Here is a 25315-nt window from a genome sequence, read left to right on the forward strand (position 1 = left end):
CGATTTATTTTGTAAAAAAAGAGCTTCAGTATTTGATTTCTATATTAAATTTCCGTGTGCTGAATATGGTTATTAGAGCATTTCCATGGATATTATTAATCCTAATGAGGTTGCCTGTATTTGTAAGGACTTGCTAACTGATGGCTTGGGGTCGGATATTCTGGCCAATGCAGTGGTATTCTGTAGGTTGGGGTATAACCGACCTGATATTTAATGAACGAGAGGACTGCTTATTGATAAGTGTCACAGCCACTTTGCTTGATGAAAGAGCTGGCTCACTATTTTAAGAGTGTGAAAAAGTTGTCATAGGCCAAAAATTACCATTTTAATCGTTTTATTTTTACGCATTTAGATTTCGATTATGTATGAGCTAATTTATTTGGCGTTTCTATTTTAATTTACTCTGATTTATTGCTCGCTTTTGACAATATGTCTCTTTTTGCTGTGCTTTTGTCTTTATGTGTTTTTTGGGGGAGTGCAGGAAACTATTTTTCTTGAAATATAGCCTCCCAAGTTATCACGACATCAACCATTGTAACTATAACTTTACTTTTTAATCTCCTTCGCCTCTCACTTTATCTTATTTCTGGTTTTCCTTTTCACTGAAGCTTGGTAGGGTTGCGCGCGATTCAATCCATATTCCTTGGGGAGGGATATTGTGAAGTTTAAGAGCAGTTCGGTAGTTATTGCATGTGGTGTGATCTTGAGCGCTTGTGGGGGCAGTTCATCTGGAGGAGGAGATGATAGTGGCGGAGGTTCCTCGATCTCAGAAGCGGCGACTCCCTACCTATATTTCAACTCAGCAAAGATGTTCACTTTTGAATGGTCGGATGTTGAAGGGGCTACCTATTATCAACTTCTTGAGAACAAAGATGGGCAGTCTGGCTATGAAGTAGTTAGCGATAAAATTTCTGCAGGCTCTGAAATTGTAGAAATTAAGGTGCCTCTATTTGAGCGATTGAAGGCTCGCTATATATTGCAAAGCTGTGATGATACAACTTGCCTGGATTCAAATGAAATATCGATTGATGAGGAAGTTGTCGATAGTATTGGTTATTTTAAGGCTGGTAATGCCGAAGCCGGTGACCAGTTTGGTTGGTCCGTTGCGATTAGTGACGACGGCTCTACCATAGCTGTTGGTGCGACTGGTGAAGATAGTAATGAGTTAAATGAATTTAATAATGCAGCTAGCGGGTCAGGGGCTGTATATATTTTTGATTATGGTGAAAATGGTTGGGTTTACCGAGCTGTTTTAAAAGCTTTAGAGGTTGAAAGTGGAGCTGCATTTGGATCTGCAGTGAGTCTCAGTGGCGACGGAAATACGTTGGCTGTTGGTGCCTACAAAGAAAATGGTGAGGATGATAACTTTTCGGCTGGCGCAGTTCATATATTCACCCGTGAGGATTTGGAGTGGACTCACAGCGCTAAACTAAGAGCAGATAATCATGGCTACTATGATTTTTTTGGGCGGGCGTTGAGTCTAAGTGGTAATGGAACAACCTTGGCAGTTGCAGCCCCATCTGAAGATAGTAGTGCTACTGGTGTCAATAGTGGCCCTGATAATGACGAAGCTCTGGATTCTGGTGCAGTATATATCTTCCAGTATTCTGGGGTTGAGTGGAGTCAAGAAGCTTACTTGAAGGCAAGTGATAGCAATTCAAATATGGACTTCGGTTCGTCCGTTAGCTTGAGTGATGATGGTTCCATTCTGGCGGTTGGTGCTATTGGTGGGCATGGTGGCAGGGGAGCAACTTATATCTTCTCCAATAATGGAGGCTGGGCTCAGCAACAGCTACTTACTGCAGATAGTGCAAGAGTGGGCGATCGTTTTGGTTGGGATGTTAGTTTTAGTAGTGACGGCAACCTGCTCGCTGTGGGCGCCCCACTTCAGGCAGGTGCTTCAGAGGACCCTGGTGATCGCGATGGCTTCAATAATGGCGCTGTCTATCTATTTTCATACGAAGAAGATTCTTGGTACCAAAGTGCCTACCTTAAAGCGAGTAACACCGATGAAGATGATGCTTTTGGTACGTCTATTAGCCTGAACAATGATGGCTCACTACTTGCGGTAGGTGCTCAGGAGAGTAGTGCTGGTATAGGTTTCTATGCTGATAGCAATGACAACTCGGCATCTAGGGCGGGCGCGGCCTATATGTATTCGATGGTTGATGGGCAGTGGATTGAGAGCACTTACCTGAAAGCTAATAACACCGATGAGCGTGACTACTTTGGAACTTCAATCGCTTTAAGTGGCGATGGTGATACCCTGGTAGTGGGTGCTCCAGAAGAGCAGGGCTCGGATACTGGGATTATGGCTGATCCAGATTTAAATGATGCGGATGCTGCGGGAGCTATTTATATTTACTAGTTAATTCTTTCCTTTTTTGGGGTTTTATACTTGAAGGGGCTTCAATCCGACAAGACCGTATCCGGCTTGGAGTCCTGATGGTCGGTTCTATTGCGCAATATTCTGACTTTACACATACAGTGGTAAAAGGAAAGGTCCAGTTGCGATTGAGCTTTTATCTTGAGTGGTACCTAGGGCTGTTTGGGTTTTGCTAATGTCTAATAAGATCTATGTGCACCTTGGTATTTGATGACACTAACTGGATACGCAATATTGGGAGCGGCAAGGCGTAACAGTTTAGCCGGAGATGAAAGGGGTTAAGAGGGGGGGGATGTAAATAGTGATATCTAAGCAACATCGATAAAGTTTGTTTGGAGTTTTGTAGCTATATAAAACTTTCTGGGATATCAGCGCATTTTTAATTAAAAACTGGGCAGTCAATTTTCAATAACAGCTTCCCCCTCTATATCCTTGGGATCTATTGTCTTCAAGAGATACGCTAAAAAACTTAATCTTCTATTAGGTAAATTAGAATATCTTGCCACCTCTTTAACCGTACCAATTCTAGGCTAGGTTTTGCAGTTCATTTAATACCCGTATATGATTCGCGGCGATTATTGTTAAGAAGTGTAAAATGGCTCAAAGGCCTCAACTTACATCGCTCAAGAACTATTGGCTCTAAGTATGCCGGCTCGCTGAGTAAAAAGGATTGTGATATGGGATCGCGAACGAAAGTATTTAATCTGAAGCTTGGGCTGGCAGGTCTGGCTGCGGTCTTGCTAATAGGTTGCGGAGGAGGAGGAGGCGGAAGCTCTGACTCGTCATCAGAGCCTGATCCTACACCAATACCACCTGTCACATATTCACTTTCGGGGGCCGCGGTAAAGGGCCCACTCAGTTTTGCCGCTTATAAGATTCATGAGGTCTCATTTGAGGCGGAGGACTTAAAGGGAGATGTGGTTGCAAGTGGTGAAACCACAGAATTAGGTGAATTCACTGAGGAGAGTTTAGATCTTCCAGGTAATGGTTATTACTTAATTGAATTTTTGGCCGGTGATGCCACGATAGACTTGACCACTGGAATGGCCCCAATCCTTCCTAGTTTGTCGACTATTGTTGAATCTGAAGCTCTTGAGAAATCTCAAGATATCTTCGCAACACCTCTAACAACCATCGTTGTTGATCTCATCCGGCGTGCAAATGTTGAAGATAAGGCAGGGTTGAGCGATGCCGTGAAATCTCAGTCTTTAATTGTAAAAAGTCAATTGGGCTTTGACTTACTTGATGAGGTAGACCTTTTCCATACGCCACCTGTTGCCTTTGGGAATGAAGCCGACCTTGATAGCATCTTGAACTATCGTACCGCCTCTGAGGCCGCCGCGTCTCTCGTGTGGGCTCTTAAAAACGAGTCAGATTCAAGCACTTCTACTGCATTAGAGTTGTTAGTTTCAGATCTAACAGATGGGGCATTAGATGGCCTTGCCGAGGGTCTTGATACCGATGTCACGCAGGTAGTACAAGATAATTATGACTTTATATCAAGATTGAACATTGGTGAGTTAGATGTGCCTCACACCTCTGATCCCGAGTCTTCAGACGCTGAAACTCCACTCAAGGTTGGTAGTTTAATCAAGCTTCTTATTCATGAAACACGTCAATATGATATTTCAAGAGAAATCTCAGCTCTGGGGGATAAACCGAAATACACAATTATCAAAGCTATCGGAGCAGATTTAGATGGCGATGGTACCCCTAATGAAGTTGACAATGATATTGACAATGATGGCGTAGAAAATGAGAACGACGCATTCCCTTGGGATGAAACTGAGTCATCAGATTTAGATAGCGATGGAGTTGGTGATAATGCTGACCATTACGATGCTGATGCGTCGTGTTCCCTGCTAGATGAGGGAGATGGTGAGGCCTGTTTCTTTACTCTGACCGAGACGTTAGCTTTAGATGAAGCATTCTCCGATGCTAATGGTGTTGTATATCTCGGGTTTACTGAAAATGGAGTTTATGATTTCTACCAGTGGAGTTCAGAGACCCAAAATTTCATTGGAAAACTTGATTTAGTTGTTGAAGGTAAGAGTCCCCAGGTTGCTCGTTATCATGATGTGCATAAAAGGGTATATCTAGCTTATAGCGATGGCTGGATCCGATATTTTTCAATTGATACACCTGAAGAATTAGTTAATCTTATTGAAATGCCTGTTGCTTCAACCGGTCTTGCAGATGCGGGCAACTATCTATTGGTTCAAGATGATCAGGGGGCCTGGAGCTCACATCATGTCGTGTCTAAGGATGGGAATTTATCAGATAGCAAAGATTGGAACCGGTATTCTCATTACTACGCTTGGAACGACGTAAATAGCCGGCTATATCATTTTAGAGATGGCATTTCCCCTAATGATATACACTTTGAAGAAATCTCTCAGTCGAGCGGTTCTATAGGTGCTCAGGGGGAATCCCCCTATCATGGTGATTATATTATCAGAGGCCCGATTCTGATCGTAAACGGTGGCAGCGGAGTACTCCTTGGTACTGGCGACTATTATGAAGCGGGTGACTTGAGTTTTATTGATTCTCCAGTAACTAGTTTCGATTATGGGTTTTCTAGTAGCAATGCGGTTGTGACCCTCTCGGCTTCTACTGCTAACAGAAGCGCTCTAGTTGCTTATGATAGTGAATTTGAGGCGATTTTTACTGCCACTTATCCGGGAATTGCTGAGGGCTTAGTGCGCTTAAATGAAGCGGCCTTAGTTATTACTTATTCGGAAAATCTTGGTCGAGAGTATCAGTTAGTTGAGATTTCGGATGATATTGATGGCGATGGAGTTCCGAATAGGCAGGATGCATTTCCAAATGATAGGGCCGCATCAGTCGATTCTGACTTCGATGGCGCGCCCGATTCATGGAATGATGAGTATGATCCATCTCTGGGAGATTCTGACTTAAGTCTTGATCAGTTTCCTTCGGATTCTGCTTGCTACATTGCAGATCATGGCGTAAATGGCGTTTGTGATATTCAGGGGCAAGTGCAGGTTAATAATGTAGATGACATTGCCCGCAGAGGAAATGTGCTTTATTTGCTGGATGACAATTCTAACTCTATCTGGAGGTGGGATACGGAAGCCGGTGAATATCTAAACCCTTTACTTTTGAATCGTTTTGAGGATAACGGCAAAGCGATGTCCATAACTGTCGCCAATTCATTCTCGGTATTGATTGGTTTTGAGAACGGTAAGCTGCTCGAATTCAGTGAGAGTTTACCTATAACAAGTCAGGACGTGGCCTCATTTGACGGAAGTGTGGAGGGGCTTATAAGTACTGGTAATTCCTATGTGGCAGTTGCCGGAGCTAGTCCAGATAGCACCTATTTAGAATATCATTTACTCAATGAGAACTATTTGATTAAGGATAGGTTTAATTGGGTAAGTAAACCAAACAAGCTATTTTACGAGGAGGAATCTGGCCAATTTTATTATTCCTCTCATAGTAGTTTATATAGCTTTGTTATTAATAGTAATGAAATGGAGTTTTCCGATTATCAATATTCATACTTCGGTGAGTCGTTAGGTTCTTGGCTGTCGCAGTCACCTGATGGTCAATTGTTCGTGACAGGTGAGGGGGGGGTTATCCAGGGGTACCCAACCGACCCCCTTATTAGTCCACTTAATTTGAGTTCTTTAGCTGAGGATATGAATGCGGAGATAGAGCTACTTGATCTCACATGGAGTCAGAGTGTTGCTGTTGGTTTGGTTAAGGTAGATCGGGAATATTTTCTAGCAGTTTTCAATCATGATCTTAGAGAGATTCTGTTTAAGCAGTATGTCGATGTCGATACATATATAGATCTTATTGCTGATGAAAACGGCGTAATACTGATTGATCAGTCAATAGACAATGAGTTGAGTATAGTAAATTATCGATATGAATCTGATACCGATGAGGACGGCTTGCCCATGTGGTGGGAGTTGGCTCATGGTTTGGATGATACTGATAGGCTAGATGCTTTGAATGATTCGGATGCAGATGGTCTAAACAACCTTGAGGAGTTTGTAGCCGGTAGTTCGCCTTTGGTAGTAGATACGGATCAGGATGGACTGTCAGACTTTGACGAGGTTATAACTTATTTTTCCAATCCCTCTAACAGTGATACAGATGAAGATGGTATGCCCGATGGCTGGGAAGTGCTATTTGGGCTGGATCCGTTAGATAACTCTGATGCCGATAGTGATTTAGATAATGATTCTTTTTCTAATCTAATTGAATACCTTTTGGGCTCTGACCCAACTGAGGAGTCATCTTTACCTTCACCAATAGATGAATTCTATTTCTCTTTTGAAGATCAGGAGTTACCGGAGGGCTGGGTCACACAAGGGAGCCCTCAATTTGTTACCCAATCAGCTAGTGATGGGATTGTTAGCTTATTTACCGAGGGTAGTTGGAATATTTCTACAACCAATTACTTTTTCCCTGTAGAATTTTCTCTACAAGCACGGTCTACCTGCTATTCCATCTATGATGCCGAATTGGTTGTTGAGCTAAATGGTGAGAAATTATTAGGTGTACATGTCTCTCAAACATCCTGGGAAAAATTATCTATTCCCATTGCTGAGGGTTATCATACATTAGAGGTAAGGGTTGATTCCTCAGCTAGCGATTGTGGTATTTTGATTGATGAGCTGAAGGGGAGGGCTCTTCCTACCATTTTTGAAATGGGTGCCTCCGGAATTTCTATTTTTGAAAATAAGCTTTACGTCCTTGATGTTGATGGTCGTGAAATAAAAAGTTTTGATATTCCTAATCCAAATGAAAATGATTACACCTATGCACGAGATGCAGTGATTTTAGATGATGGAAGAGTGGCGATTTTCAATGGGACATTTGAGCCTTATTTAAGTGTGTATTCACCAGGGTCAAATCTATGGGAGCACTATCCAGCGCCTGGTTGGAGTACTGTTAATAATTTGAGTTATGGCGGCATAGATGCTATTGGTGAACAAGTTTTCGTTACCAATCAGTCAACCAGCGGCAGTCCTAGTCAGGGATATGTGAAGTTTGATTTAGCAAGTGGTTCTGTGAATTATTTTGATGCAGATTCATTTATAGATTTAACAGTTGGCGAAGATGGCTATCTCTACGCATTAAGTGGCAACCAGGTTTCTCAATTCAGTCCGGAGTCAGGGATTCTGCTCTCCAATGTATCCATTGAAAATTCCCGGGCAATTGCGGTAGATGAGGCTGGTAATATTTTTTCAGCTACTTGGGACGGTGAGATACATCAGTTTACGGCTGGTGGAGTTCTGCAAGAAACGTTATTCGTTGGCCACAGCTTTAGTGATATTAATATCCGTAGAAATGGAGAGTTAGTCGCTGCTACGGCATATGACGGGCTATATCGTGTCACGGCGGACTTAAGTAGCTTTTTCAAGTTAGATGCGCGAGGTAAATTTGTAGATCTCACGCCAGACTGGGATTCTGATAGCGATGGACTCCCTGATTGGTGGGAGTACGGCTTTGGGTTAGATCCGAAGAATGTTGGTGATGCGGGCTCCGATTTAGATGGAGATGGCTTATCCGCTTTACTGGAGTACACCTTTGGTACTCATGCGAACAATGCTGATACTGATAATGATGGCGTTAACGATGGTGATGAGCTGTTGATTTATGGCTCTAATCCTTTTGTTAACGATACAGATGCTGATGGCCTGTCCGATGGGGTAGAGGCGGAATTAGGTACCAGTTTATTGGCGCAAGATAGTGATAGTGATGGTCTAACTGATTTTACAGAGGTAAAGGAACTGGGCTCAAACCCCTTACTTGAAGACTCGGATAATGATGGCATGGAGGATATGTATGAGTTCGAGTATGGTTTGAATTTGTTGGTAGACGATAGCGCGGGTGATATCGATGCTGATGGCCTAACCAATCTACAAGAATATGTTTTGGGGTCTTCCCCGATCAATATAGATACAGATGGTGATTTCCTTTCGGATTTTGAAGAGTCGAATACCTACGGTACATCTCCGGTTTTGGCTGATACTGATGGCGATCGTATGCGGGATGGATGGGAAGTGCTTTATTCGCTAGACCCGATCGACGCTGACGATGCAGCAAATGATGAAGATTTTGACTCTTTTACAAATATTGAAGAGTTCTTCTCAGACACCTCACCTGTTGATAGCAATAGTTACCCTCTACCTGTGGTATGGACGACATATCAAGGGGGGGCAACGCATACTGGTTATACACCGATACAGCTAGATATAGACAATTTCTCTCACCAGTGGTCCGTTACACTACCTAATATGGCAAAGTTACACCCGGTAGTGGTGGCTGATGGCAAGGTCTTCGCATCTAATGATTCCTATTTTGCTGAGCAGAGAATTGTTGCTCTGGATGCAAGCACGGGAGATTTGGCATGGGAGCGCGTTTATGATGGTATACATTCTATAAATCCCCCAGCTTATGATCGTGGAAAAGTCATTTTTCAAACTGGTGGTCATGGGGATTCCTTTATACGAGGGCTTGACAAAGATGATGGCTCACTATTGTTTGCTACCGAGTATCGAAATCAATGGTCAACCTATATGTCTCCAACTGTATATGATGGGGGAATTTATACTGCGGGCGGATACTATGGAGGACTTTATTCATTTAATTTAAGTGATGGATCACAGTCTTGGTTCGCATCAACAGCTCAGTATGAAGAGTTTACCCCAGCTGTAGATGAAGATTATGTATATGCATTTATTACTGATTTACAGGTCTTTTATCGTGATTCTGGTGAATTAGCCTATAACATTGAATATCCTAATTTTGACTGGAGAGGATACAGTGTAAATTTGGCTACAGTTTTGACTAGATATAATCATATCGTGGCAATTCAATCGGGCTCTTTAGTTGTATTTGACCTCGATGAACGTAATATTTTGTGGGAAAAAACTTCAGTTGGGTTTTCAGGTCAGCCAGCATCTTCTGGTGGAATTATTTACGCCTTGCAGTCTGGTATTCTGAAAGCTATTGATGAAGAAGATGGTAGCGAAGTGTGGGCCTGGGAGGCGTCAGAGACGTTAACTTCAAATATTGTGGTAACCCGAACGCATATTTTTGTAGGAGATTCATCGCATACTTATGCCATAAATATAGGCACTCAAGAGTTAGATTGGAGTTTTGCGTCTTCTGGGCACTTAAGTCTTGGTGATGACGGAACCTTGTATATCGCTGGCTCTGAGTTGACTGCTATTTCCCTACAGTAGCTGAGCTTTAAACTTTTTTGGGTTTGATTATCTGAGATGGCTGTTGGTATGGTGGATTAATCTACCATGCCAACAGTATTTATTAGTTTGATGGAAACTGAGATTTTAAAGGTTGGCTATATCAAGTTTGTCACCTCGAGCAAACTCTTGATTGAGTAGCCATATAGGTGGTGGTGTGGAATAAGAGCTTGCTTTTCTAGCATTTGTTATATTTGTCATAGTTTTAACATTAATTCAGTCAATGAGGCGCCTAAAATTTATTGTTGGTAGGCTCAGTAAAATTTCTTCAATCTTATTAATTGCCCTTTTAAAGATACATATTTAAGTATCTTTGGTCTGTTAGGAGAAGTTTTCTGCTGGTTTTTTCATCGTGTGCCCCACCTTATATCCATGCATTTGTATTTCTCAGCCTCCTTTGCGATTGCGCTCAATAGTACTTGAGCAATCTCTTCTTTTCGTTTCTCTTCAGAATCCCCGATATATAGCTCACTGATAATAGCCCAGGCCGCCGAGCTTTCATTTTCTGGAATAATATTAAAACTGATATACCCCTCAAGGTTATGGTCTTGTTCCACAACCAGCACTTGATGCTCTTTCCTCTGAAACAACCTATTTTGCAATTCAAGTTGGGTAATATGGAAAGAGTCCGTTGAATTATTATGCCTGGCTAAGCAGCGCATCATATTGTAGAGATAAAAACAGTCGGTGGGATGGGCGTGGCGAACAAACATATCAGTACCATTTAATCAGTATTTCTTTGAGTCGGCGTTTGATAGCTTGACACATCCTTATGCCAAGTTATGTCATCCTGCAAGAGGCTAACAATAGGAATTAAATTGACTTGGCTGTTTCTTGGGTGAGGGTAAAACCTTCATCTAGCCATCCGGTGATGCCGCCGATCATTTTCTTGACCGGCCTGTTAAGTATGGCCAGCCTGATTGCTGCTTTTTCTGTCGCATTACAGTGTGGGCCTGCACAATAGACAACAAATAAAGTATCTGAAGGGTATTCGCTCAGCCTGTCTTTATTGATACGGCTGTATGGTAAGGATTCGGCTGTTTGTATATGTCCATTTTTATAAGCCTCTTCACCTCGCACATCTAAAAGTACGAAATCCTTACGATTTTGGCTGATTGCGTGGTGTACATCCCAGCAGTCTGTTTCAAAAGATAGGAGGTTTTGGAAGTGGTTTAGCGCATCTTGGCTGTTGGCAGCGGGCACTCTACTTACGGCTGAACTCATATATTACTCCCGGTAATTTTGGTGATTCTTCAGGTTTCCAAGTGGCGATAGTGTCCCTTTTTGGTTGCTTCCGGGCGATCTACCTCTAAGCCAGATAGCATTAATTTTGCGCCAATTCTGCGTGCAAACTTGTGGGCCGGTTTTGGCTAGTGGGGTGCGGCTTTACTTATTTGAGGATGATGGTGATTTACCGATTAAATAATGCTTCAAAGGTTGAGGGTTTTATTCCCGGCATTGCTTTCAATAACTGCTCAACTGGGTATGCTGGGTTGGATTTATTCGTTAACCTAATTTAATTAACTGCTGAGGGTTAGGGGTACCTATGTCGACGTTGGCACAAAAGCCTAATAAGAGCCAGAAAGTGGCTGTTCTCGCCCACCGGCAGGTCTCACTCTTCGAACTCGGTTGCGCTACCGAACTCTTTTGCCTACCCCGCCCTGAACTTAGCGAGCTCTACACCGGTGAAATTGTGACTTTCGCTGAGGAAAACCCTCTGGCGACCGGCGGTCTGGCTCTGGCTTGTCGGCGGGTAGAGAGTTTGATGGATTATGATCTGCTGGTGATTCCCTGTTGGTCGACTAATGCACAACCACAAGATGCTTATTTGGAGCGCGTACATAGGGCGGTGGCTGAGTTTGCCGCTGACAGCCGCCAGATTCTTACTTTTTGCTCCGGTGCTTTTCTGCCTGCGGAGTTGGGACTATTTGATGGTCGGCAGGCGACCACCCATTGGTTGTTTGCAGAGCGTTTTCGTGAGCGCTTCCCTGCGGTGGAGTATGTGGGAGATGTTCTCTACGTGTGGGAGGACGCACTGGCTTGCGCTGCGGGCAGTAGTGCGGCCATCGATCTGGGGATTGAGTTTTTGCGGCGCAACCATGGTTATGAATTGGCCAATTCGGTGGCTCGTCGGTTGGTGATGGCACCCCATAGGCAGGGTGGCCAGGCCCAATATGTGGAGATGCCCGTTGCCAAACGGCCGGATCACTTTTCCGCCGCGCTGGATTGGGCGATAGGCAACTTGGATGGCGCTATCAAAATTGATGATATGGCGCAGCGCGCTCATTTATCCCGCCGTAGTTTTGACCGAAAGTTTCGCCAGTCGATGGGAATTGCTCCCAAGGAGTGGCTGATCCAGCAGCGCTTGCGGGCTGCGCAGAAGGCGCTGGAGTCCGGTAAGGAGTCTGTAGATCGGGCAGCCCAACTGGCTGGCTTTGAGAGTAGTGCGACCTTGCGTCACCATTTCCGTCGGGCGTTTGGGATTTCACCCAGTGAATATCAGCGCCAATTCCAGGGTTCCGCCAAAGTGGCGGTTGAGGCTTAACGTTGGCCGCGTGTTGGTACGGCTATGGGGAGTCGGTACCTTTGGTTGATACACCCCCGGGCACTAAAGGGGTATGATTCGGTCTCTATTGCCTGATGACAGTACAGACTACGAAGGAATTATGACGAAACAGCGCGTATTAACCGGTATTACAACAACCGGTACTCCACACCTGGGGAACTATGTGGGTGCAATCCGTCCGGCGATCGCCGCGAGTCAGGATGAAAACAACCAATCGTTCTACTTTCTGGCCGATTACCATGCACTGATTAAGTGCCAGGACCCGGCCCAGGTCCATCAGTCCACCCTGGAGATCGCTGCAACCTGGCTGGCCTTGGGCCTGAATACCGACAATGTGGTGTTCTACCGTCAGTCCGACGTCCATGAAATTCCTGAACTAACCTGGCTGCTCACCTGCATGACAGGCAAGGGCCTGATGAACCGTGCCCACGCTTATAAAGCGGCGGTAGATGCCAACCGCGCCGATGGCGAAGATTCCGATTTTGGCGTCACCATGGGGCTGTATAGCTACCCGATCCTGATGGCCGCCGACATTCTGATGTTCAACGCCAATAAGGTGCCGGTGGGTAAAGACCAGGTACAGCATATCGAAATGGCTCGGGATATTGCCCAGCGCTTCAACCACCACTACGGTGAGCACTTCGCTTTACCAGAAGCGGTAGTTGACGACCACGTAGCTGTGTTGCAAGGCCTGGATGGTCGCAAAATGAGTAAGAGTTACGGCAACACTATTCCGCTGTTCCTTCCTGAGAAGAAGCTGAAAAAGCACATTAATAAGATCAAAACCAACCTGCTGGAGCCGGGTGAGCCAAAAGATCCGGATACTTCCACTGTATTCCAGGTTTGGCAGGCATTTGCCAGCGAAGAACAGACAGCTGAAATGCGTAAAGCTTTTGAAGAGGGCATTGCCTGGGGTGAGGCCAAGAAGCAGTTGTTTGAGCTGGTGAACGGCCAGATCGGTGAGGCTCGCGAGCGCTACAATGAGCTGCTGGCTAACCCAGACCAAATTGAAACGGAGCTGGAGAAGGGGGCTATTAAGGCTCGCGCTTACTCTGCTCCGTTTATCGAGAAGTTGCGTCACGCGGTTGGTATCCGCAAGATAGGTTAGAGCTTTTCCTGAAAAAGCAGGAGGCCATGGAGTATCGGCCTCCTTTTTAATAAAAAATAATAAATGTACAGGGTACAAACATGGAAAACGTTCAGGCAAATCCTGATGCCGGCAATAGTGCCGATAATAAAAATGGCTGGATTAATCGAGCGCTCAATTTTATTGAGGTTGTCGGTAATAAATTACCCGATCCCGCTGTTCTGTTTTTGATCTTGATGGTGGGGATCTGGGTGCTCTCCTGGCTTCTCTCCGGTGTTAACTTCGAAGCCTTACACCCCGCTACCGGCGAGGCGATACAGGTAACCAACCTGCTTTCCAGTAGTGAAATGGCTCGCTTCCTATCTGGTATGGTAACTACGTTTACTAGTTTTGCGCCCCTGGGGGTGGTGTTGGTAGCCATGCTGGGGGTCGGTGTGGCTGAGCAGAGTGGCTTTATCAATGCGGTATTGAAAAAGCTGCTGGCGGTAACGCCGCAGATGCTGTTGACACCTATGTTGATTTTGGTAGCCATCGTCAGTCACACCGCTGTAGACGCGGGGTATGTGTTAGTAATTCCACTCGGAGGTGTGATTTTCTACGCGGCGGGGCGCCATCCTTTGGCAGGTATCGCGGCAGCATTTGCCGGTGTCTCTGGTGGCTTCTCTGCCAATTTTGTTCCCTCGGCTATCGATCCTCTATTGCAAGGCTTTACCCAGACGGCTGCTCAGATTGCCGATCCGGATATGCAGGTTAACCCCCTCAACAACTGGTTCTTTACTTCAGCTTCTTGCTTATTGGTGACACTGCTGGGCTGGTGGCTGACTGATAAAGTGATCGAGCCACGCTTGAAGAGCGTGAAGGTTGATGGCGATGAAGCGGATATGCCAGTAATGCAGGAGCTGGGCGCCCGCGAGAAAAAAGCCATGTACCTGGCGGTAACTGTGATGGTGGCGGGTATCGTGGGGCTTGTGGCCTGGATGCTGCCGGAAACCTCAGCTTTGCGCGATGCAGAAGGGCAATTAGCCTCCTTCACAGCGCCGATTATGAAGTCGATTGTGCCGCTGATCTTCCTGCTGTTTGTGATTCCCGGTGTGGTGTTTGGCTATGCGGCCGGTACCTTCCGTCAGAGTAAGGATGTTATTGATGCGATGTCCAAAACCATGGGCTCCATGGCTTATTACATCGTGATGGCTTTTTTCTGTGCGTTGTTTATCTCTGAGTTTGCCCGCTCCGGCTTGGGCACGCTGCTTTCGGTAGAGGGAGGGAGCTTGCTCGCGGCGATGGAGCTGCCGGGCCCGATTACCCTGATGGGCATTATTGTACTGGTAGCCTTTATCAACTTATTTGTGGGATCTGCCTCTGCCAAGTGGGCGCTGCTGTCCCCCATCTTTGTGCCTATGTTGATGCAGATCGGTTTCTCCCCTGATCTCACCCAGGCAGCTTACCGGGTAGGTGATTCCTCCACGAATATTATTACCCCGCTGATGCCTTACTTCCCCTTGGTGGTTGTGTACTGCCAGCGCTATGTGAAGGGAACGGGTATTGGGACACTTGTATCCATCATGTTGCCGTACTCCATTGTGTTCCTGATTTGCTGGTCGCTGTTCCTGGTGGCTTACTGGACACTGGGGATGCCTTTGGGAGTGCAGGCTAGTTATACCTACCCCTAGGAAGTAGGGGATCTTTGTCTGGAACTCCCTAAATCAAGTCCCGATATATACAATCTCAATCTGAGTGGTTGCTGCTGAGCAGCCACTTAGTCTTTTTCCTGCCTTAGAATCTGCTTTTACTCATTCCATCAAGTCATTCTGATGGTACGAAAGTGCAGCTTGGAGGCTGCAATGCTGTCCTTTAATGCCGTATTTCTTGTCCCTAATCATGTCATCGCTCTTTTTAGCAAAAAAATGTTCCAATAATGTTGTAGATGATAACGATTCCTATTAGGATTCGCGCCCAGTTACCTGGGTCACAGTTTGACTGTGACCCATCCAAATTCAGTTGGCGTTGAGGGATCTCCATGAGTACCGCTCGAATTAAAAGTATGCAAAAAGCTTCTCCTGTAATTTCTGGAATCAGCCGCTCTTTATTGGCGCTGGCTATTGCTGCGGGCGGTTCTTCTGTGGCGTTCGCTGCGGATAACACAGGTGAGCGTATTGAAGAGGTTAATGTCGTTGGTGAGTTGAACCTCTCCCGCCAGACCTCCATTGGTAAGCTGGATATCCCAGTTGATGAGACCCCATTCTCGATTTCCTTGCGCGACAAAGACTTTCTTGATTCGATTGGCGCCAAGTCTGTACAAGATGCTTTGCAGTATGTCGCTGGCGTTAATGGCGGGACTTATGGTGTGGATGCGCGCGGTGACTGGTCGACAGTACGTGGCGTAGATCCAGTAATGTTTATCGATGGCTTGCAGTCTATCTTTGGTAGCTACACCAGCTCACGCGCCAATGCATATGCTTTCGAACGCGTTGAAATCCTGAAAGGCCCATCTTCTGTTCTTTATGGGCAGGGTTCTACCGGTGGTATTGTCAACTTGGTCTCTAAGCGCCCTAAGAGTGAGTTTGGCGGCGAAGTTATGGTCCAGGCTGGCGACTATGATCGTATGGTTGTAGCTGGCGATGTGACCGGAGCAATAGATAGTTCCGACCAATGGTTATACCGAGTAGTTGGTTATGATAGAGATGCAGATGCTCAAGTTGATCACGTGGATGATAACAGCACTCTGTTTATGCCTTCAGTTTCCTGGCGTCCAAGTGCGAATACTGAAATTACCTTCCTGACCACGTATCAAAAGGATGAGTCTGGTACCACTACCGCGTTTCTACCTTGGGGCGGAACCCGGATTGATAATGTAAATGGTGATATCCCTACCGATACCTTCTTGAGTGAGCCGGGCTGGGATAAATATGATACCGAGCAAACTTCTTATAGTGTTTGGGTTGATCACCGCTTCAGTGATAGCTGGGCATTAAATGCCGGATTGCGCTACTCCGAAGGGGATGTTGATTACAACTCCATGTGGGCCACATTTGATGGCACACGCAGCAATCCAGATATCAGTGAAGTGGTACGCACGATCTATATGAGTGATGCCTCTAGTGATTTACTCATCTTTGATCTGCGTATGTCTGGTGAATTCACTACAGGTTTATTCGAGCACCAGGTTTCATTTGGTTTAGACAGTCAGGATGCGACAACCACAAAAGATAATCTGTATTTGTATGGTTTCGGTGGAACGATTGACATCTTTGATCCTGTTTACGGATATGTGCCTACCGGTCTGAGCAGTCTGAATGACTTGGAGAGCTTGACTGATTACTGGTATGGCTCTGAAACAGATACTGAGCAGTTAGGTTTCTACTTCCAGGATCAAATATCTTTCCAGAACTGGATTATAACCACTGGAATTCGTCGCGATAATGCAAAGTCTGAAGCTGGTGACACTTCATTTGATGATGATGCTACAACTATGCGTTTCGGTGTAATGTATGCCTTCGATAGCGGTGTTACACCCTACATCAGTTACTCTGAATCTTTCGAGCCAGTGAATGATTCCGATGAAAACGGAACTCCTTACAAGCCGGTTGAGGGTGAGCAGATTGAGGCTGGTATTAAATACCAGCCCGAAGGGACGAACCTACTGGTTACAGCCTCTGCTTTTGAAATCAAGCAGAAGAACTTGTTAGTAGACTCCGATACTGTGGGGTACCAGACTCAGGTTGGTGAGGCTAAGCTGGATGGCTTTGAACTGGAAGCCGCAGGTAAACTTGGTGATTTAAGCTTGGTTGCCAACTACAGCAGCCTCAATATCGATGAGGATATCGAAGCTGTCCCTGAAGAACAGTTTTCTGTTTGGGGTAATTATGACTTTAGCAGTCTACTACCCGGCTTGAATGCTGGTATTGGTGTTCGATATGTTGGTGAGAGTTCAACAGGTATCAATGATTCAACCGGAACCTTCCCATCCTATAACCCGTCATACACTTTATATGATGCAGCTATCGGATATACCCTGGAAAGCTGGAAGTTCCAGTTAAATGCAAAGAACCTAACTGACGAGGTTCACACTACTGCATGCCTGAGTCGTGGTGACTGCTTCTACGGTGAGCGTCGCTATGTAACTGCAGAAGCACGCTACATTTTTTAAGTTAGTGTAGACTGGGAGCCTGTCCGCAGGGGGAGTCTGTGGGCGGGCTCCCTTTTTTACGTTTAAGCAACCAGACGAGAGGCGAGTCTCTCGCAGTTATGGTTATGCCAATGTCTTTTTATATGATTGCAGGAGCTTCCAGCGCCTTTGCTTTGGCCGGGATTTTGCTCCTTTATTCCGCCTGGTCCCGCAGAGGGGCAGAGCCCGTGCGCCGCTGGAGTGGTTGGGGAGCCATGGTGTTGTCGGCTTTTGGGTGGAGCTCAATTGTTGGGGTGGAATATGGAATCAGTATTGCCACTTTAATAGTGATGCTCGGAGCCTTTGCTTTATTGGCTCTTAAGGGAGACTGGCCCAGTGGCCCCAGGCCCGTTGAAAAACAGCGCTCGGGAACACCCGAATCTCAAGCCCTGCTTCCATTGTGGTTGCGGGGCTTCTTGCGTTTTATGGCTGCCTTTCTTTTGCCCGCGGCCAGTGGTTTGATCGCCGGTCTGCTTTTCTTTGGTTTTACCGGATTTTCTGAAACTGTCCGCTTGGTCGGCGGAGCCTTCCTGTCGGTGATAATCTGGACCCTGGCGATGGTTTGGTGCTGTGCCGATAAAAAGCTTCTGCGCCCTTCGGCTGCCATGTTGGTTTTCTCGGTGGTCAGCGGCTTGTTGCTGACCTTTGCGCTTCCCGCTTCGGCAGCATAGATCAACGGACTTGAGTAGGAATTTAACGTGAAATTTTCCTTTAAACCGACCCCTGGCTTTGTCCGTGATATAACCGATGGACACTCAGTTCTCGGCCTGGCGGTATCCACTCTTTTATATATTGTTTGCGTCAGCGGAACACTGGCGGTTTTTTACAATGAGTTCGAACGCTGGGAGCAGGCCTCCGAGTTGGAGAACCTCAATGTTGAAGCCTCTGTGTATCGGACGGCTACAGAAAATGCTATTGCGTTAGCTAAGCAGGAAAAAGAGGATCTCGATTCAATTACCTTCACCATCCCTAATCAGGATAAGCCCAGATTGATGGTTGAAGTCGGCGATATGGAGCGATATGTCGCTGAAGATGGTTCCCTTTTGGGCAAGGTGGAGCATGAGTGGACCCACTTCCTGGCCTACCTGCACTACGCGCTCAACCTTCCTGTTGGTTATGGGGTCATCCTGGTTGGTTTGATCGGGATGGTGATGTCCGCTCTGATCGTCTCCGGTTTGCTGGCCCATCCCAAAATTATTAAAGACGCTTTCTCTTTCCGTCTTTCTGGCTCTAAGCGTCTTCAGCAAGTGGATTTGCACAATCGCCTGGGGGTTTGGGCCTCTCCCTTTCATCTTGCCATAGCCATTACCGGGGCTTTTATCGGGTTGTCCCAGGTAGCCGCTTTTGCAATTGCCGGCGTATTCTTTGAGGGTGATACGGAAAAGGTAGAGCACATGCTTTACGCGGATCATCCGGTGATGGAGGAAAACGCCCCTGAAGTTGATTATCCGGATTATGCTGCAATTCTGGCAACAATGGATCGTATCGCACCGGAAGAAGAGCGCACTCGTTTAGAAGTGGCATTCCCTGGACGTGAAGGCCAGGTTGTTGAGGTGTGGACCCGGGTTCCAGAGCGATTGGTCTGGGGTGAGCGTTACCACTTTAATCCCGATGGCAGCCTGATTGAAAAAGAAGGTTGGTCTGAGGGAGACGCGGCTAAGCAGGTTTACCTTTCTACGTACCGTTTACACTTTGGCCACTTTTCCGGTTTCCCTGTGAAAATTGCTTACTTCCTGCTGGGGGTGGGGATGTGTTTGCTGGTGGTATCCGGCATCAATATCTGGTTTGTTCGCAAGCGTCAGCGCGGCAATCCCGCCGTACGTTTGGAGCGAGTCTGGATGGCTCAGGTATGGGGTGTACCATTTGCGATTGCTCTGAGTGCGGTGACTTATCTGGCGTTTAAGCTAAATGCTGCGCAGGTGTTCTGGCTGGTGACCTTGGCGTTAAGCGTTGCGGCTGCCTTCATGGGGACAGTGGCCAAGTGGTCTATGTCTCTGCGTATTGCAACAATTATCGCCTGCGTCGGTGCAGTTGTAGTGCACGTTGCTCAGTTTGGTGAGGATTCCTTTGTGAGAGCATCACTGGTCGTTAATGTTGTGTGGTTGCTAATTGCTGCTGGAATCGCGGCCTCTTGCCTTTATAGCAGGGTGCGCCAGCCGGATAGTGAGCCTGTACCTGCCGGTGCCAATCCACTGGGTAGCAACTAGATTTTTTTGGGGGGCTCGCAGTGCCTCTGCAGGGCCCCCAAAACTTCCATCGGACCTATAAGATCCCTTTTAATTAATTGGCAGGGCGTAACATCTCGATATGCGGGATGCCGTCTTCCTGATATGGCTCAGACACCTGCTCAAAGCCAAACTCCCCGTAAAATCTATCCAAATGTTGTTGAGCTGAAATGCGAATACCAGTGTTGGGGTATTCTTCGCATGTGTGCATTACGGCTCGGCGAATCAGCTCCTTGCCCAGGCCTGTTCCGCGACTGGCTTCTGCGGTTAATACTCTTCCTATCGAAGGTTCCCGGTATTTAAGGCCAGGGAAAACAACTCGCAGGTAAGCCATTACCTGCGGATTGCTTTCGTCTCCCTCCCAGCAGATCAGGTGCCAGGAGTGTTGGTCTTTGCCATCGGCATCCTGATAGGGGCAGTCTTGTTCTACCGTAAAAACTTCCTGCCTTACTCGCAAAACTTCGTAAAGTTGACTGAGCGTAAGCTCTTTAAAGCTGCACCATTGCCACTGCATAAAGGTGAATTCCAAATTATTGTCACTAATTTTGTATTGTGATTGGAGTTAAAAGGTATAGATTATTTATAAGATCGATTAATTTTAATTGGATACCTGATTGCCGGCTCTATGAAAGAATCCATGCTTGAGGTAATGGATAACTTGCGAGATAACTTTTTTATCTTTCATCATAAACACATGGGTCACTGGCATTTGCAGATGATCATTCATGCCATCCAGTTTTGTGCTGGATACGGAGACTTTACCATCATCGGTTTCTGGGATAAGGCGGGATAGAATCAGGTTGATGCTGCGAGTACCGGCAATAATACCTACATCAAAATCTGCACTACCGAGCTTGTTGGGGACGCTCATCTCGCCGGTACCTAGCTGTAGCCCAGCATCCCCAAACATAAACTTGAAACCGGGGAATGTTCCCAGTTTATCAACTACTTCACTGCCTTTATTGGGTGGGCCCAACATGACAACGCGATTCAGGTTTTTGATTTCAGCTGAATGTAGATATTGCCTTACCAGAATACCGCCCATGGAGTGAGTGACAAAATTGATTTCTTGCGCGTTACCGCACTCCTCGACAGCAGGCGCTATGGCCATGCTGGCCAAGGTTTCAATGGAGTGCTTGGTCGAAGGGTAATCAATATTGACTGTTTGGAAACCTTCGGCATCTATGGCCTTTGCCAGTTTCTCCATTGAGCTATCTGATTTGGCTAATCCATGCAATAAAATCACACAGGCGGAGTGAGCACTTGCTGATAGCAGCGTAAATGCGGCGGCAATTATAAAAGCGAATTTTTTCATCGGTTTGAACTTCCTGTCGACTTCTTGTGCCTATTCGTGTGGCGTTGTTGTCGGAGCAATTAATTTGGATTGGGTTGAAGTTGGCAGTGTTGGCGGAGAATGTCCGCTGCCCGCTCCGGCTTATCGGGGGTGATCACGATAGTTTGTGTAGCCAGGCGCAGTACGACAGATTTTTGCTGGTCGGTAGCAAATGCACGATAGCGCCCCAACTTTTGGTTTTGAAACAGGCCTATATAGCCAAATAAGCCGGAATTGCCAAAGATGCGGACTGATCCTTGCATGGCGGTTGAGTCGGGGAATGCTTCAGATAGCCCCTCCAAGGAGATGGTGGTTTTCCAACCCGGGCGCAATATCAAGAGGTTGCCATTTTTGATGGCGTAACCACGGATGGCAAAGAAGGCGCTGAGAGCCAGTATTGCAGGCGGAAGTGCTATGGCAATGCTATAGAGGGTAGATGGAGCAGCTGGTGCTCTCGATGCCAGAAAGAGCGGCAGTCCCAGTAGGAGTAATGTGCATATGGCACTGATAATTTGGAGCTGGCGGCTCCACGGCGCTTTAAACGCGATTGTTGGCATACTTGGTTTAACTCAACGGATTACCTGAATGCCTCAATCATAGTGCTATTGGAATCTGCTTGGCAAAGGTAGAGATGGTTTGGTTTTAACGGTTGCTCGCTATGGAAGACTGTATTTTGATTAACGAGAATTCCCAGTCAGCCCTTGTGGTCGAAGGGGGCGCTATGCGGGGGATTTTCGCTGCAGGCGTATTGGATGCATTTTTGGAGGCGGGCTATCGGCCATTTGATTTTGCGATCGGTGTATCCGCAGGCTCCACCAACTTGATTGGTTATCTGGCGGGAAATCATGGGCGAAGTCGGCAAATACTAATGGACCATGCCCGGCGGGCAGACTTCATCGACTGGCGCCGCTATCTCCGAGGCGGTCATTTTTGTGATATTGGCTGGTTGTGGCATGCGTCATATCAGGATATTCCGCTCAGTGTTGATAGTTATGTTGAGAATGGAATACCGCTTTATGCCGTGACTACCAGTATCAACACGGGGGAGGCTAGATACCTGAAAGTAACTCCAGAAAATATGCACGAGGTTTTCCCGGCCTCTTGTGCCATTCCGGTTGCTTACCGGGGGTTTCCTGAAGTGGATGGGGAGCCTATGACCGATGGCGGTCTGGCTGATTCGATACCGATTATTCAGGCCTATCAGCAGGGGGCTAGGAATATAACCGTTATTCTTTCGCGCCCTCTGGGGTATCGGAAAATTAAGGGGCCTGCTCCAAAATTTATCAAACAGTTTTTCCGTGATCATGCCCGGCTATTTGAGGCCGTGCTGGAGAGGGGGGAGAAATATAATCGGGCTCTGGAGTTTATCGAGGTGCCTCCAGAGGGATGCCAGGTTTCGGTTATTGCGCCTCCAGACAATTTCCCGGTTAAGCGTTTTACTCAAGAAGCAGAGTTGCTTGAGGAAGGTTATGAGAGCGGCAGGACCCGGGGTTGGGAATTTCTTCGTGAGCTTCCCGGTCAGCGGGACTCTTTGCCGTCAATTGAATAGTGGTGCCGGTAAAGTGGGTTGATTGAGCTTAATCAGAATGTGAATGGTGAGGTAATCGACTGGTGGAAATACGTTTGCTCGGAGTGACAGATGCGCCCGCCATATCTGCTTTTTATCTATCTAATGAAGAGCACCTGAAGCGCTGGGAGCCCATTCGCGAGCCCGGTTTTCACAGTTCCGGGTCCTGGATTCGACGCATAAGCTCTGGAGGAATTTTAAAGTTTGCTGCATTAGAGTCCGGGTGTGATCAGTTACTGGGTGTTTGCTCCTTGACGAATATCATCCGAGGCCCATTTCAGGCCTGTAATATGGGATATGCAGTTGACCAGTCCCACGAGGGGCGGGGCTTAATGGGGAGCTTGTGTCGACATGTCGTTGATTATGCTTTTGACACCCTAAATTTGAATAGGGTGATGGCTAACTACATGCCTGGTAACGATAGGTCGGCAGCTCTGCTGGAGGCATTGGGCTTCGTTGTCGAGGGTAGGGCGGCAAAATACCTGAAGATCAATGGATGTTGGGAGGATCATATCCTCACGGCGAAGCTAAACCCCAGATCCTTGGATATTTAATGATGTTCGTTGAATGAGGCGCCAAATGGCATTTACTTCACTGTGTGTCTATAGGAGTCTTGGGTAGGACTGAGATATTGTTGCTAACCTATTGCGATTTCATGGACGACTTCGAATAACAGTTTTGCGGAAGGAGAAAGGGATGAATGGGAAGTGCCTATGCGGTGGGGTTGAGTTCCAACTGGAAGAGCCAATTCCAAACCTTTACCAATGCCATTGCTCGCTCTGCCGCAAATTGAGTGGTTCCGCCTCGGATACTGCCATGTTTATTAGCCGGGATCAGTTTCGCTGGGTGCGGGGCTTAGACAGAATCTCTTCATTCCGGACTCCTACGGGCTATCGATCTGACTTTTGCGGTGGATGCGGAAGTACAGTTCCTCACTTAATGAGTAATACAACGCACTTCTGGGTGCCTGCTGGATTGCTGGAGGGGGATATCGATGGGAAGGTCGTGGCCCATCTTTGCACTGAATCCAAAGCATCCTGGGATGAAATTTCTGGTGAGGCGGAGTGCTTTAACGAAATGCCGGAGCTGGAGCGATTGATGCATCTATTGCATGGCGGCGAAGAAGCAGTGGATGGGGAATGGGAGGAGAGCCAGGCGGCTTCAGCTGAAGTTTAAAAAACCAAACTCTTTTCTAATTAGCGCATACAAAAAAGCCCCGCTCTTGCGAGCAGGGCTTTTTTGTATATGGCGGACCGGACGGGACTCGAACCCGCGACCTCCGGCGTGACAGGCCGGCATTCTAACCAACTGAACTACCGGTCCGCATTCCTGCTTCTCTTGGTTGCTCTTGCCGGGCAAGAGTAAGAGAAGTGGTGGGTGGTACAGGGGTCGAACCTGTGACCTACGGCTTGTAAGGCCGTCGCTCTCCCAACTGAGCTAACCACCCCGTGTCAGGAGCTGCGTATCATAATGATTTTTTTACTTAGGTCAACAACTTAGGGAAGTTTTTCTAAAAAAGTTTGCGCCTGGCTTTAAGTCTGAGAAGCGGGGATGTATTTGAAAAAATTGCTGCTCGTCTATTGGCAATATTTGGTAATAAAACAGGGTGCTACTTTCATTGCCCCGGTTTTCTATTAATTTTGTTAGTCGGTCTGCATAGTTTGTGGCGGGGAGCGGGGAGCGGGGAGCGGGGAGCGGGGAGCGGGGAGCGGGGAGCGGGGAGCGGGGAGCGGGGAGGTGGTTGTGTATTGAAAAGTGGTTTTGAGTTTTTCATATACAAAAAAGCCCCGCTCTTGCGAGCAGGGCTTTTTTGTATATGGCGGACCGGACGGGACTCGAACCCGCGACCTCCGGCGTGACAGGCCGGCATTCTAACCAACTGAACTACCGGTCCGCATTCCTGCTTCTCTTTGGTTGCTCTTGCCGGGCAAGAGTAAGAGAAGTGGTGGGTGGTACAGGGGTCGAACCTGTGACCTACGGCTTGTAAGGCCGTCGCTCTCCCAACTGAGCTAACCACCCCGTGTCAGGAGTTGCGTATCTTAATGATATTTTTTTTGCGGTCAACAATTTTGTTGGGAGATTTTTAAAAATTTTTTTAAGAATAAAAAACATCCAAAAATTGTTTAAAAATTAATTAATTAGAGGATTTTTTGAGGGTTCTTTAAGCTGTTTTTATCGATCAAAATCAGCTGCGTAGAAATTCAGAAAATAAAAATTCAGGCTAGAGAAAATTGTTGCAGAAAAATTTTGCCAGCACGGGGCTCGCACTATTTTTTTACGCTGAGATTTGGTTATTTTTTTGTGGCTCTTTCAAATTTCCAGCGTAAGCAACTGAAAATAAAATATGAGAAAAATGAAAAGATATGAGGCACAAACAAAAAAGCCCCGCTCTTGCGAGCAGGGCTTTTTTGTATATGGCGGACCGGACGGGACTCGAACCCGCGACCTCCGGCGTGACAGGCCGGCATTCTAACCAACTGAACTACCGGTCCGCATTCCTGCTTCTCTTGGTTGCTCTTGCCGGGCAAGAGTAAGAGAAGTGGTGGGTGGTACAGGGGTCGAACCTGTGACCTACGGCTTGTAAGGCCGTCGCTCTCCCAACTGAGCTAACCACCCCGTGTCAGGAGCTGCGTATCTTAATGATATTCTTCGTGGCGTCAACGCCTTTTTTGATTTTTTTTTTGTCTTTCAATGAGTTAACGCGCTTTTGTGTGAATTCGTGGGCGTGTCCGCCGGGGGGTG

General features: G+C 46.7%; 16 protein-coding genes and 6 tRNA genes. 11 read left to right on the forward strand and 11 right to left on the reverse strand.

Annotated elements, in window-relative coordinates:
• Positions 1-658: 658 nt before the first annotated feature.
• Positions 659-2368, forward strand: a complete 1710-nt coding sequence (locus ACJJIZ_RS10250) for a histidine kinase (RefSeq protein WP_444916065.1) — start codon at positions 659-661, stop codon at positions 2366-2368.
• Between the two features lie 695 nt (positions 2369-3063).
• The gene (locus ACJJIZ_RS10255) at positions 3064-9612 is read left to right on the forward strand and encodes a BamB-related PQQ repeat family beta-propellar protein (RefSeq protein ID WP_444916066.1); all 6549 of its coding nucleotides are present in this window, start codon (positions 3064-3066) and stop codon (positions 9610-9612) included.
• A 365-nt stretch (positions 9613-9977) separates the two neighbouring features.
• Here ACJJIZ_RS10255 and ACJJIZ_RS10260 read toward each other — a convergent pair whose 3' ends face one another.
• Entirely contained in the window at positions 9978-10343 is a 366-nt protein-coding gene (locus ACJJIZ_RS10260; protein WP_444916067.1) for a GNAT family N-acetyltransferase, read from the reverse strand.
• Between the two features lie 100 nt (positions 10344-10443).
• Positions 10444-10854 carry a rhodanese-like domain-containing protein gene (locus ACJJIZ_RS10265; protein WP_444916068.1) on the reverse strand — a complete coding sequence of 137 codons (411 nt, stop codon included), beginning with the start codon at positions 10852-10854 and terminating at the stop codon, positions 10444-10446.
• 322 nt (positions 10855-11176) lie between these two features.
• On the opposite strand from ACJJIZ_RS10265, the gene ACJJIZ_RS10270 reads away from it, so the two are divergent.
• The 6 genes from ACJJIZ_RS10270 (at position 11177) to ACJJIZ_RS10295 (ending at position 19655) form a co-directional block, all read left to right on the forward strand.
• Positions 11177-12175 (forward strand): helix-turn-helix domain-containing protein, encoded by a 999-nt coding sequence (locus ACJJIZ_RS10270; RefSeq protein ID WP_444916069.1) that lies wholly within the window; start codon positions 11177-11179, stop codon positions 12173-12175.
• Between the two features lie 121 nt (positions 12176-12296).
• A complete protein-coding gene (locus ACJJIZ_RS10275) occupies positions 12297-13304 on the forward strand; it encodes a tryptophan--tRNA ligase (RefSeq protein WP_282933487.1) in 1008 nt (335 codons plus the stop codon).
• 80 nt (positions 13305-13384) lie between these two features.
• A complete protein-coding gene (locus ACJJIZ_RS10280; RefSeq protein WP_413665127.1) occupies positions 13385-14953 on the forward strand; it encodes an AbgT family transporter in 1569 nt (522 codons plus the stop codon).
• Between the two features lie 347 nt (positions 14954-15300).
• Entirely contained in the window at positions 15301-17430 is a 2130-nt protein-coding gene (locus ACJJIZ_RS10285; protein ID WP_444916070.1) for a TonB-dependent siderophore receptor, read from the forward strand.
• Positions 17431-17540: 110 nt separating this feature from the next.
• Positions 17541-18119: a hypothetical protein gene (locus ACJJIZ_RS10290; RefSeq protein ID WP_444916071.1), complete on the forward strand. Its 579-nt coding sequence runs from the start codon at positions 17541-17543 to the stop codon at positions 18117-18119.
• 27 nt (positions 18120-18146) lie between these two features.
• Entirely contained in the window at positions 18147-19655 is a 1509-nt protein-coding gene (locus ACJJIZ_RS10295; protein ID WP_444916072.1) for a PepSY-associated TM helix domain-containing protein, read from the forward strand.
• A gap of 73 nt (positions 19656-19728) precedes the next feature.
• On the opposite strand, the gene ACJJIZ_RS10300 is transcribed toward ACJJIZ_RS10295, so the two are convergent.
• The 3 genes from ACJJIZ_RS10300 to ACJJIZ_RS10310 form a co-directional block, all read right to left on the reverse strand.
• Entirely contained in the window at positions 19729-20187 is a 459-nt protein-coding gene (locus tag ACJJIZ_RS10300; RefSeq protein ID WP_444912627.1) for a GNAT family N-acetyltransferase, read from the reverse strand.
• An 84-nt stretch (positions 20188-20271) separates the two neighbouring features.
• Positions 20272-20988, reverse strand: a complete 717-nt coding sequence (locus ACJJIZ_RS10305; RefSeq protein ID WP_444912628.1) for an esterase/lipase family protein — start codon at positions 20986-20988, stop codon at positions 20272-20274.
• 59 nt (positions 20989-21047) lie between these two features.
• A complete protein-coding gene (locus tag ACJJIZ_RS10310) occupies positions 21048-21563 on the reverse strand; it encodes a PH domain-containing protein (protein WP_282933480.1) in 516 nt (171 codons plus the stop codon).
• Between the two features lie 101 nt (positions 21564-21664).
• Between ACJJIZ_RS10310 and ACJJIZ_RS10315 the strand changes: the two genes are divergently transcribed.
• From ACJJIZ_RS10315 to ACJJIZ_RS10325, 3 genes are all read left to right on the forward strand, one after another.
• The gene (locus ACJJIZ_RS10315; RefSeq protein WP_413665134.1) at positions 21665-22555 is read left to right on the forward strand and encodes a patatin-like phospholipase family protein; all 891 of its coding nucleotides are present in this window, start codon (positions 21665-21667) and stop codon (positions 22553-22555) included.
• A gap of 62 nt (positions 22556-22617) precedes the next feature.
• On the forward strand, positions 22618-23127 hold the full coding sequence (locus ACJJIZ_RS10320; protein ID WP_444894356.1) for a GNAT family N-acetyltransferase: 510 nt from the start codon (positions 22618-22620) through the stop codon (positions 23125-23127).
• A 142-nt stretch (positions 23128-23269) separates the two neighbouring features.
• Entirely contained in the window at positions 23270-23749 is a 480-nt protein-coding gene (locus ACJJIZ_RS10325; protein ID WP_282933477.1) for a GFA family protein, read from the forward strand.
• A gap of 70 nt (positions 23750-23819) precedes the next feature.
• On the opposite strand, the gene ACJJIZ_RS10330 is transcribed toward ACJJIZ_RS10325, so the two are convergent.
• The 6 genes from ACJJIZ_RS10330 to ACJJIZ_RS10355 form a co-directional block, all read right to left on the reverse strand.
• A tRNA-Asp gene (locus ACJJIZ_RS10330) sits at positions 23820-23896 on the reverse strand.
• Positions 23897-23944: 48 nt separating this feature from the next.
• Positions 23945-24020 (reverse strand) — tRNA-Val (locus tag ACJJIZ_RS10335).
• Positions 24021-24390: 370 nt separating this feature from the next.
• Positions 24391-24467 (reverse strand) — tRNA-Asp (locus ACJJIZ_RS10340).
• Between the two features lie 49 nt (positions 24468-24516).
• A tRNA-Val gene (locus ACJJIZ_RS10345) sits at positions 24517-24592 on the reverse strand.
• Between the two features lie 396 nt (positions 24593-24988).
• Positions 24989-25065: transfer RNA gene (locus tag ACJJIZ_RS10350), tRNA-Asp, on the reverse strand.
• 48 nt (positions 25066-25113) lie between these two features.
• A tRNA-Val gene (locus ACJJIZ_RS10355) sits at positions 25114-25189 on the reverse strand.
• Between the last annotated feature and the right edge of the window lie 126 nt (positions 25190-25315).

Source organism: Microbulbifer maximicatervae (SeqCode) (assembly GCF_052467225.1).

Excerpts from the sequence above, each read along its gene's own strand:
- ACJJIZ_RS10260 (WP_444916067.1), bottom strand. The coding sequence starts at position 10,343 with ATGTTTGTTCGCCACGCCCATCCCACCGACTGTTTTTATCTCTACAAT.
- ACJJIZ_RS10270 (WP_444916069.1), top strand. The coding sequence starts at position 11,177 with ATGTCGACGTTGGCACAAAAGCCTAATAAGAGCCAGAAAGTGGCTGTT.
- ACJJIZ_RS10290 (WP_444916071.1), top strand. The coding sequence starts at position 17,541 with ATGTCTTTTTATATGATTGCAGGAGCTTCCAGCGCCTTTGCTTTGGCC.
- ACJJIZ_RS10310 (WP_282933480.1), bottom strand. The coding sequence starts at position 21,563 with ATGCCAACAATCGCGTTTAAAGCGCCGTGGAGCCGCCAGCTCCAAATT.
- ACJJIZ_RS10280 (WP_413665127.1), top strand. The coding sequence starts at position 13,385 with ATGGAAAACGTTCAGGCAAATCCTGATGCCGGCAATAGTGCCGATAAT.
- ACJJIZ_RS10305 (WP_444912628.1), bottom strand. The coding sequence starts at position 20,988 with ATGAAAAAATTCGCTTTTATAATTGCCGCCGCATTTACGCTGCTATCA.
- ACJJIZ_RS10315 (WP_413665134.1), top strand. The coding sequence starts at position 21,665 with ATGGAAGACTGTATTTTGATTAACGAGAATTCCCAGTCAGCCCTTGTG.
- ACJJIZ_RS10300 (WP_444912627.1), bottom strand. The coding sequence starts at position 20,187 with ATGCAGTGGCAATGGTGCAGCTTTAAAGAGCTTACGCTCAGTCAACTT.
- ACJJIZ_RS10325 (WP_282933477.1), top strand. The coding sequence starts at position 23,270 with ATGAATGGGAAGTGCCTATGCGGTGGGGTTGAGTTCCAACTGGAAGAG.
- ACJJIZ_RS10265 (WP_444916068.1), bottom strand. The coding sequence starts at position 10,854 with ATGAGTTCAGCCGTAAGTAGAGTGCCCGCTGCCAACAGCCAAGATGCG.
- ACJJIZ_RS10275 (WP_282933487.1), top strand. The coding sequence starts at position 12,297 with ATGACGAAACAGCGCGTATTAACCGGTATTACAACAACCGGTACTCCA.
- ACJJIZ_RS10255 (WP_444916066.1), top strand. The coding sequence starts at position 3,064 with ATGGGATCGCGAACGAAAGTATTTAATCTGAAGCTTGGGCTGGCAGGT.
- ACJJIZ_RS10285 (WP_444916070.1), top strand. The coding sequence starts at position 15,301 with ATGAGTACCGCTCGAATTAAAAGTATGCAAAAAGCTTCTCCTGTAATT.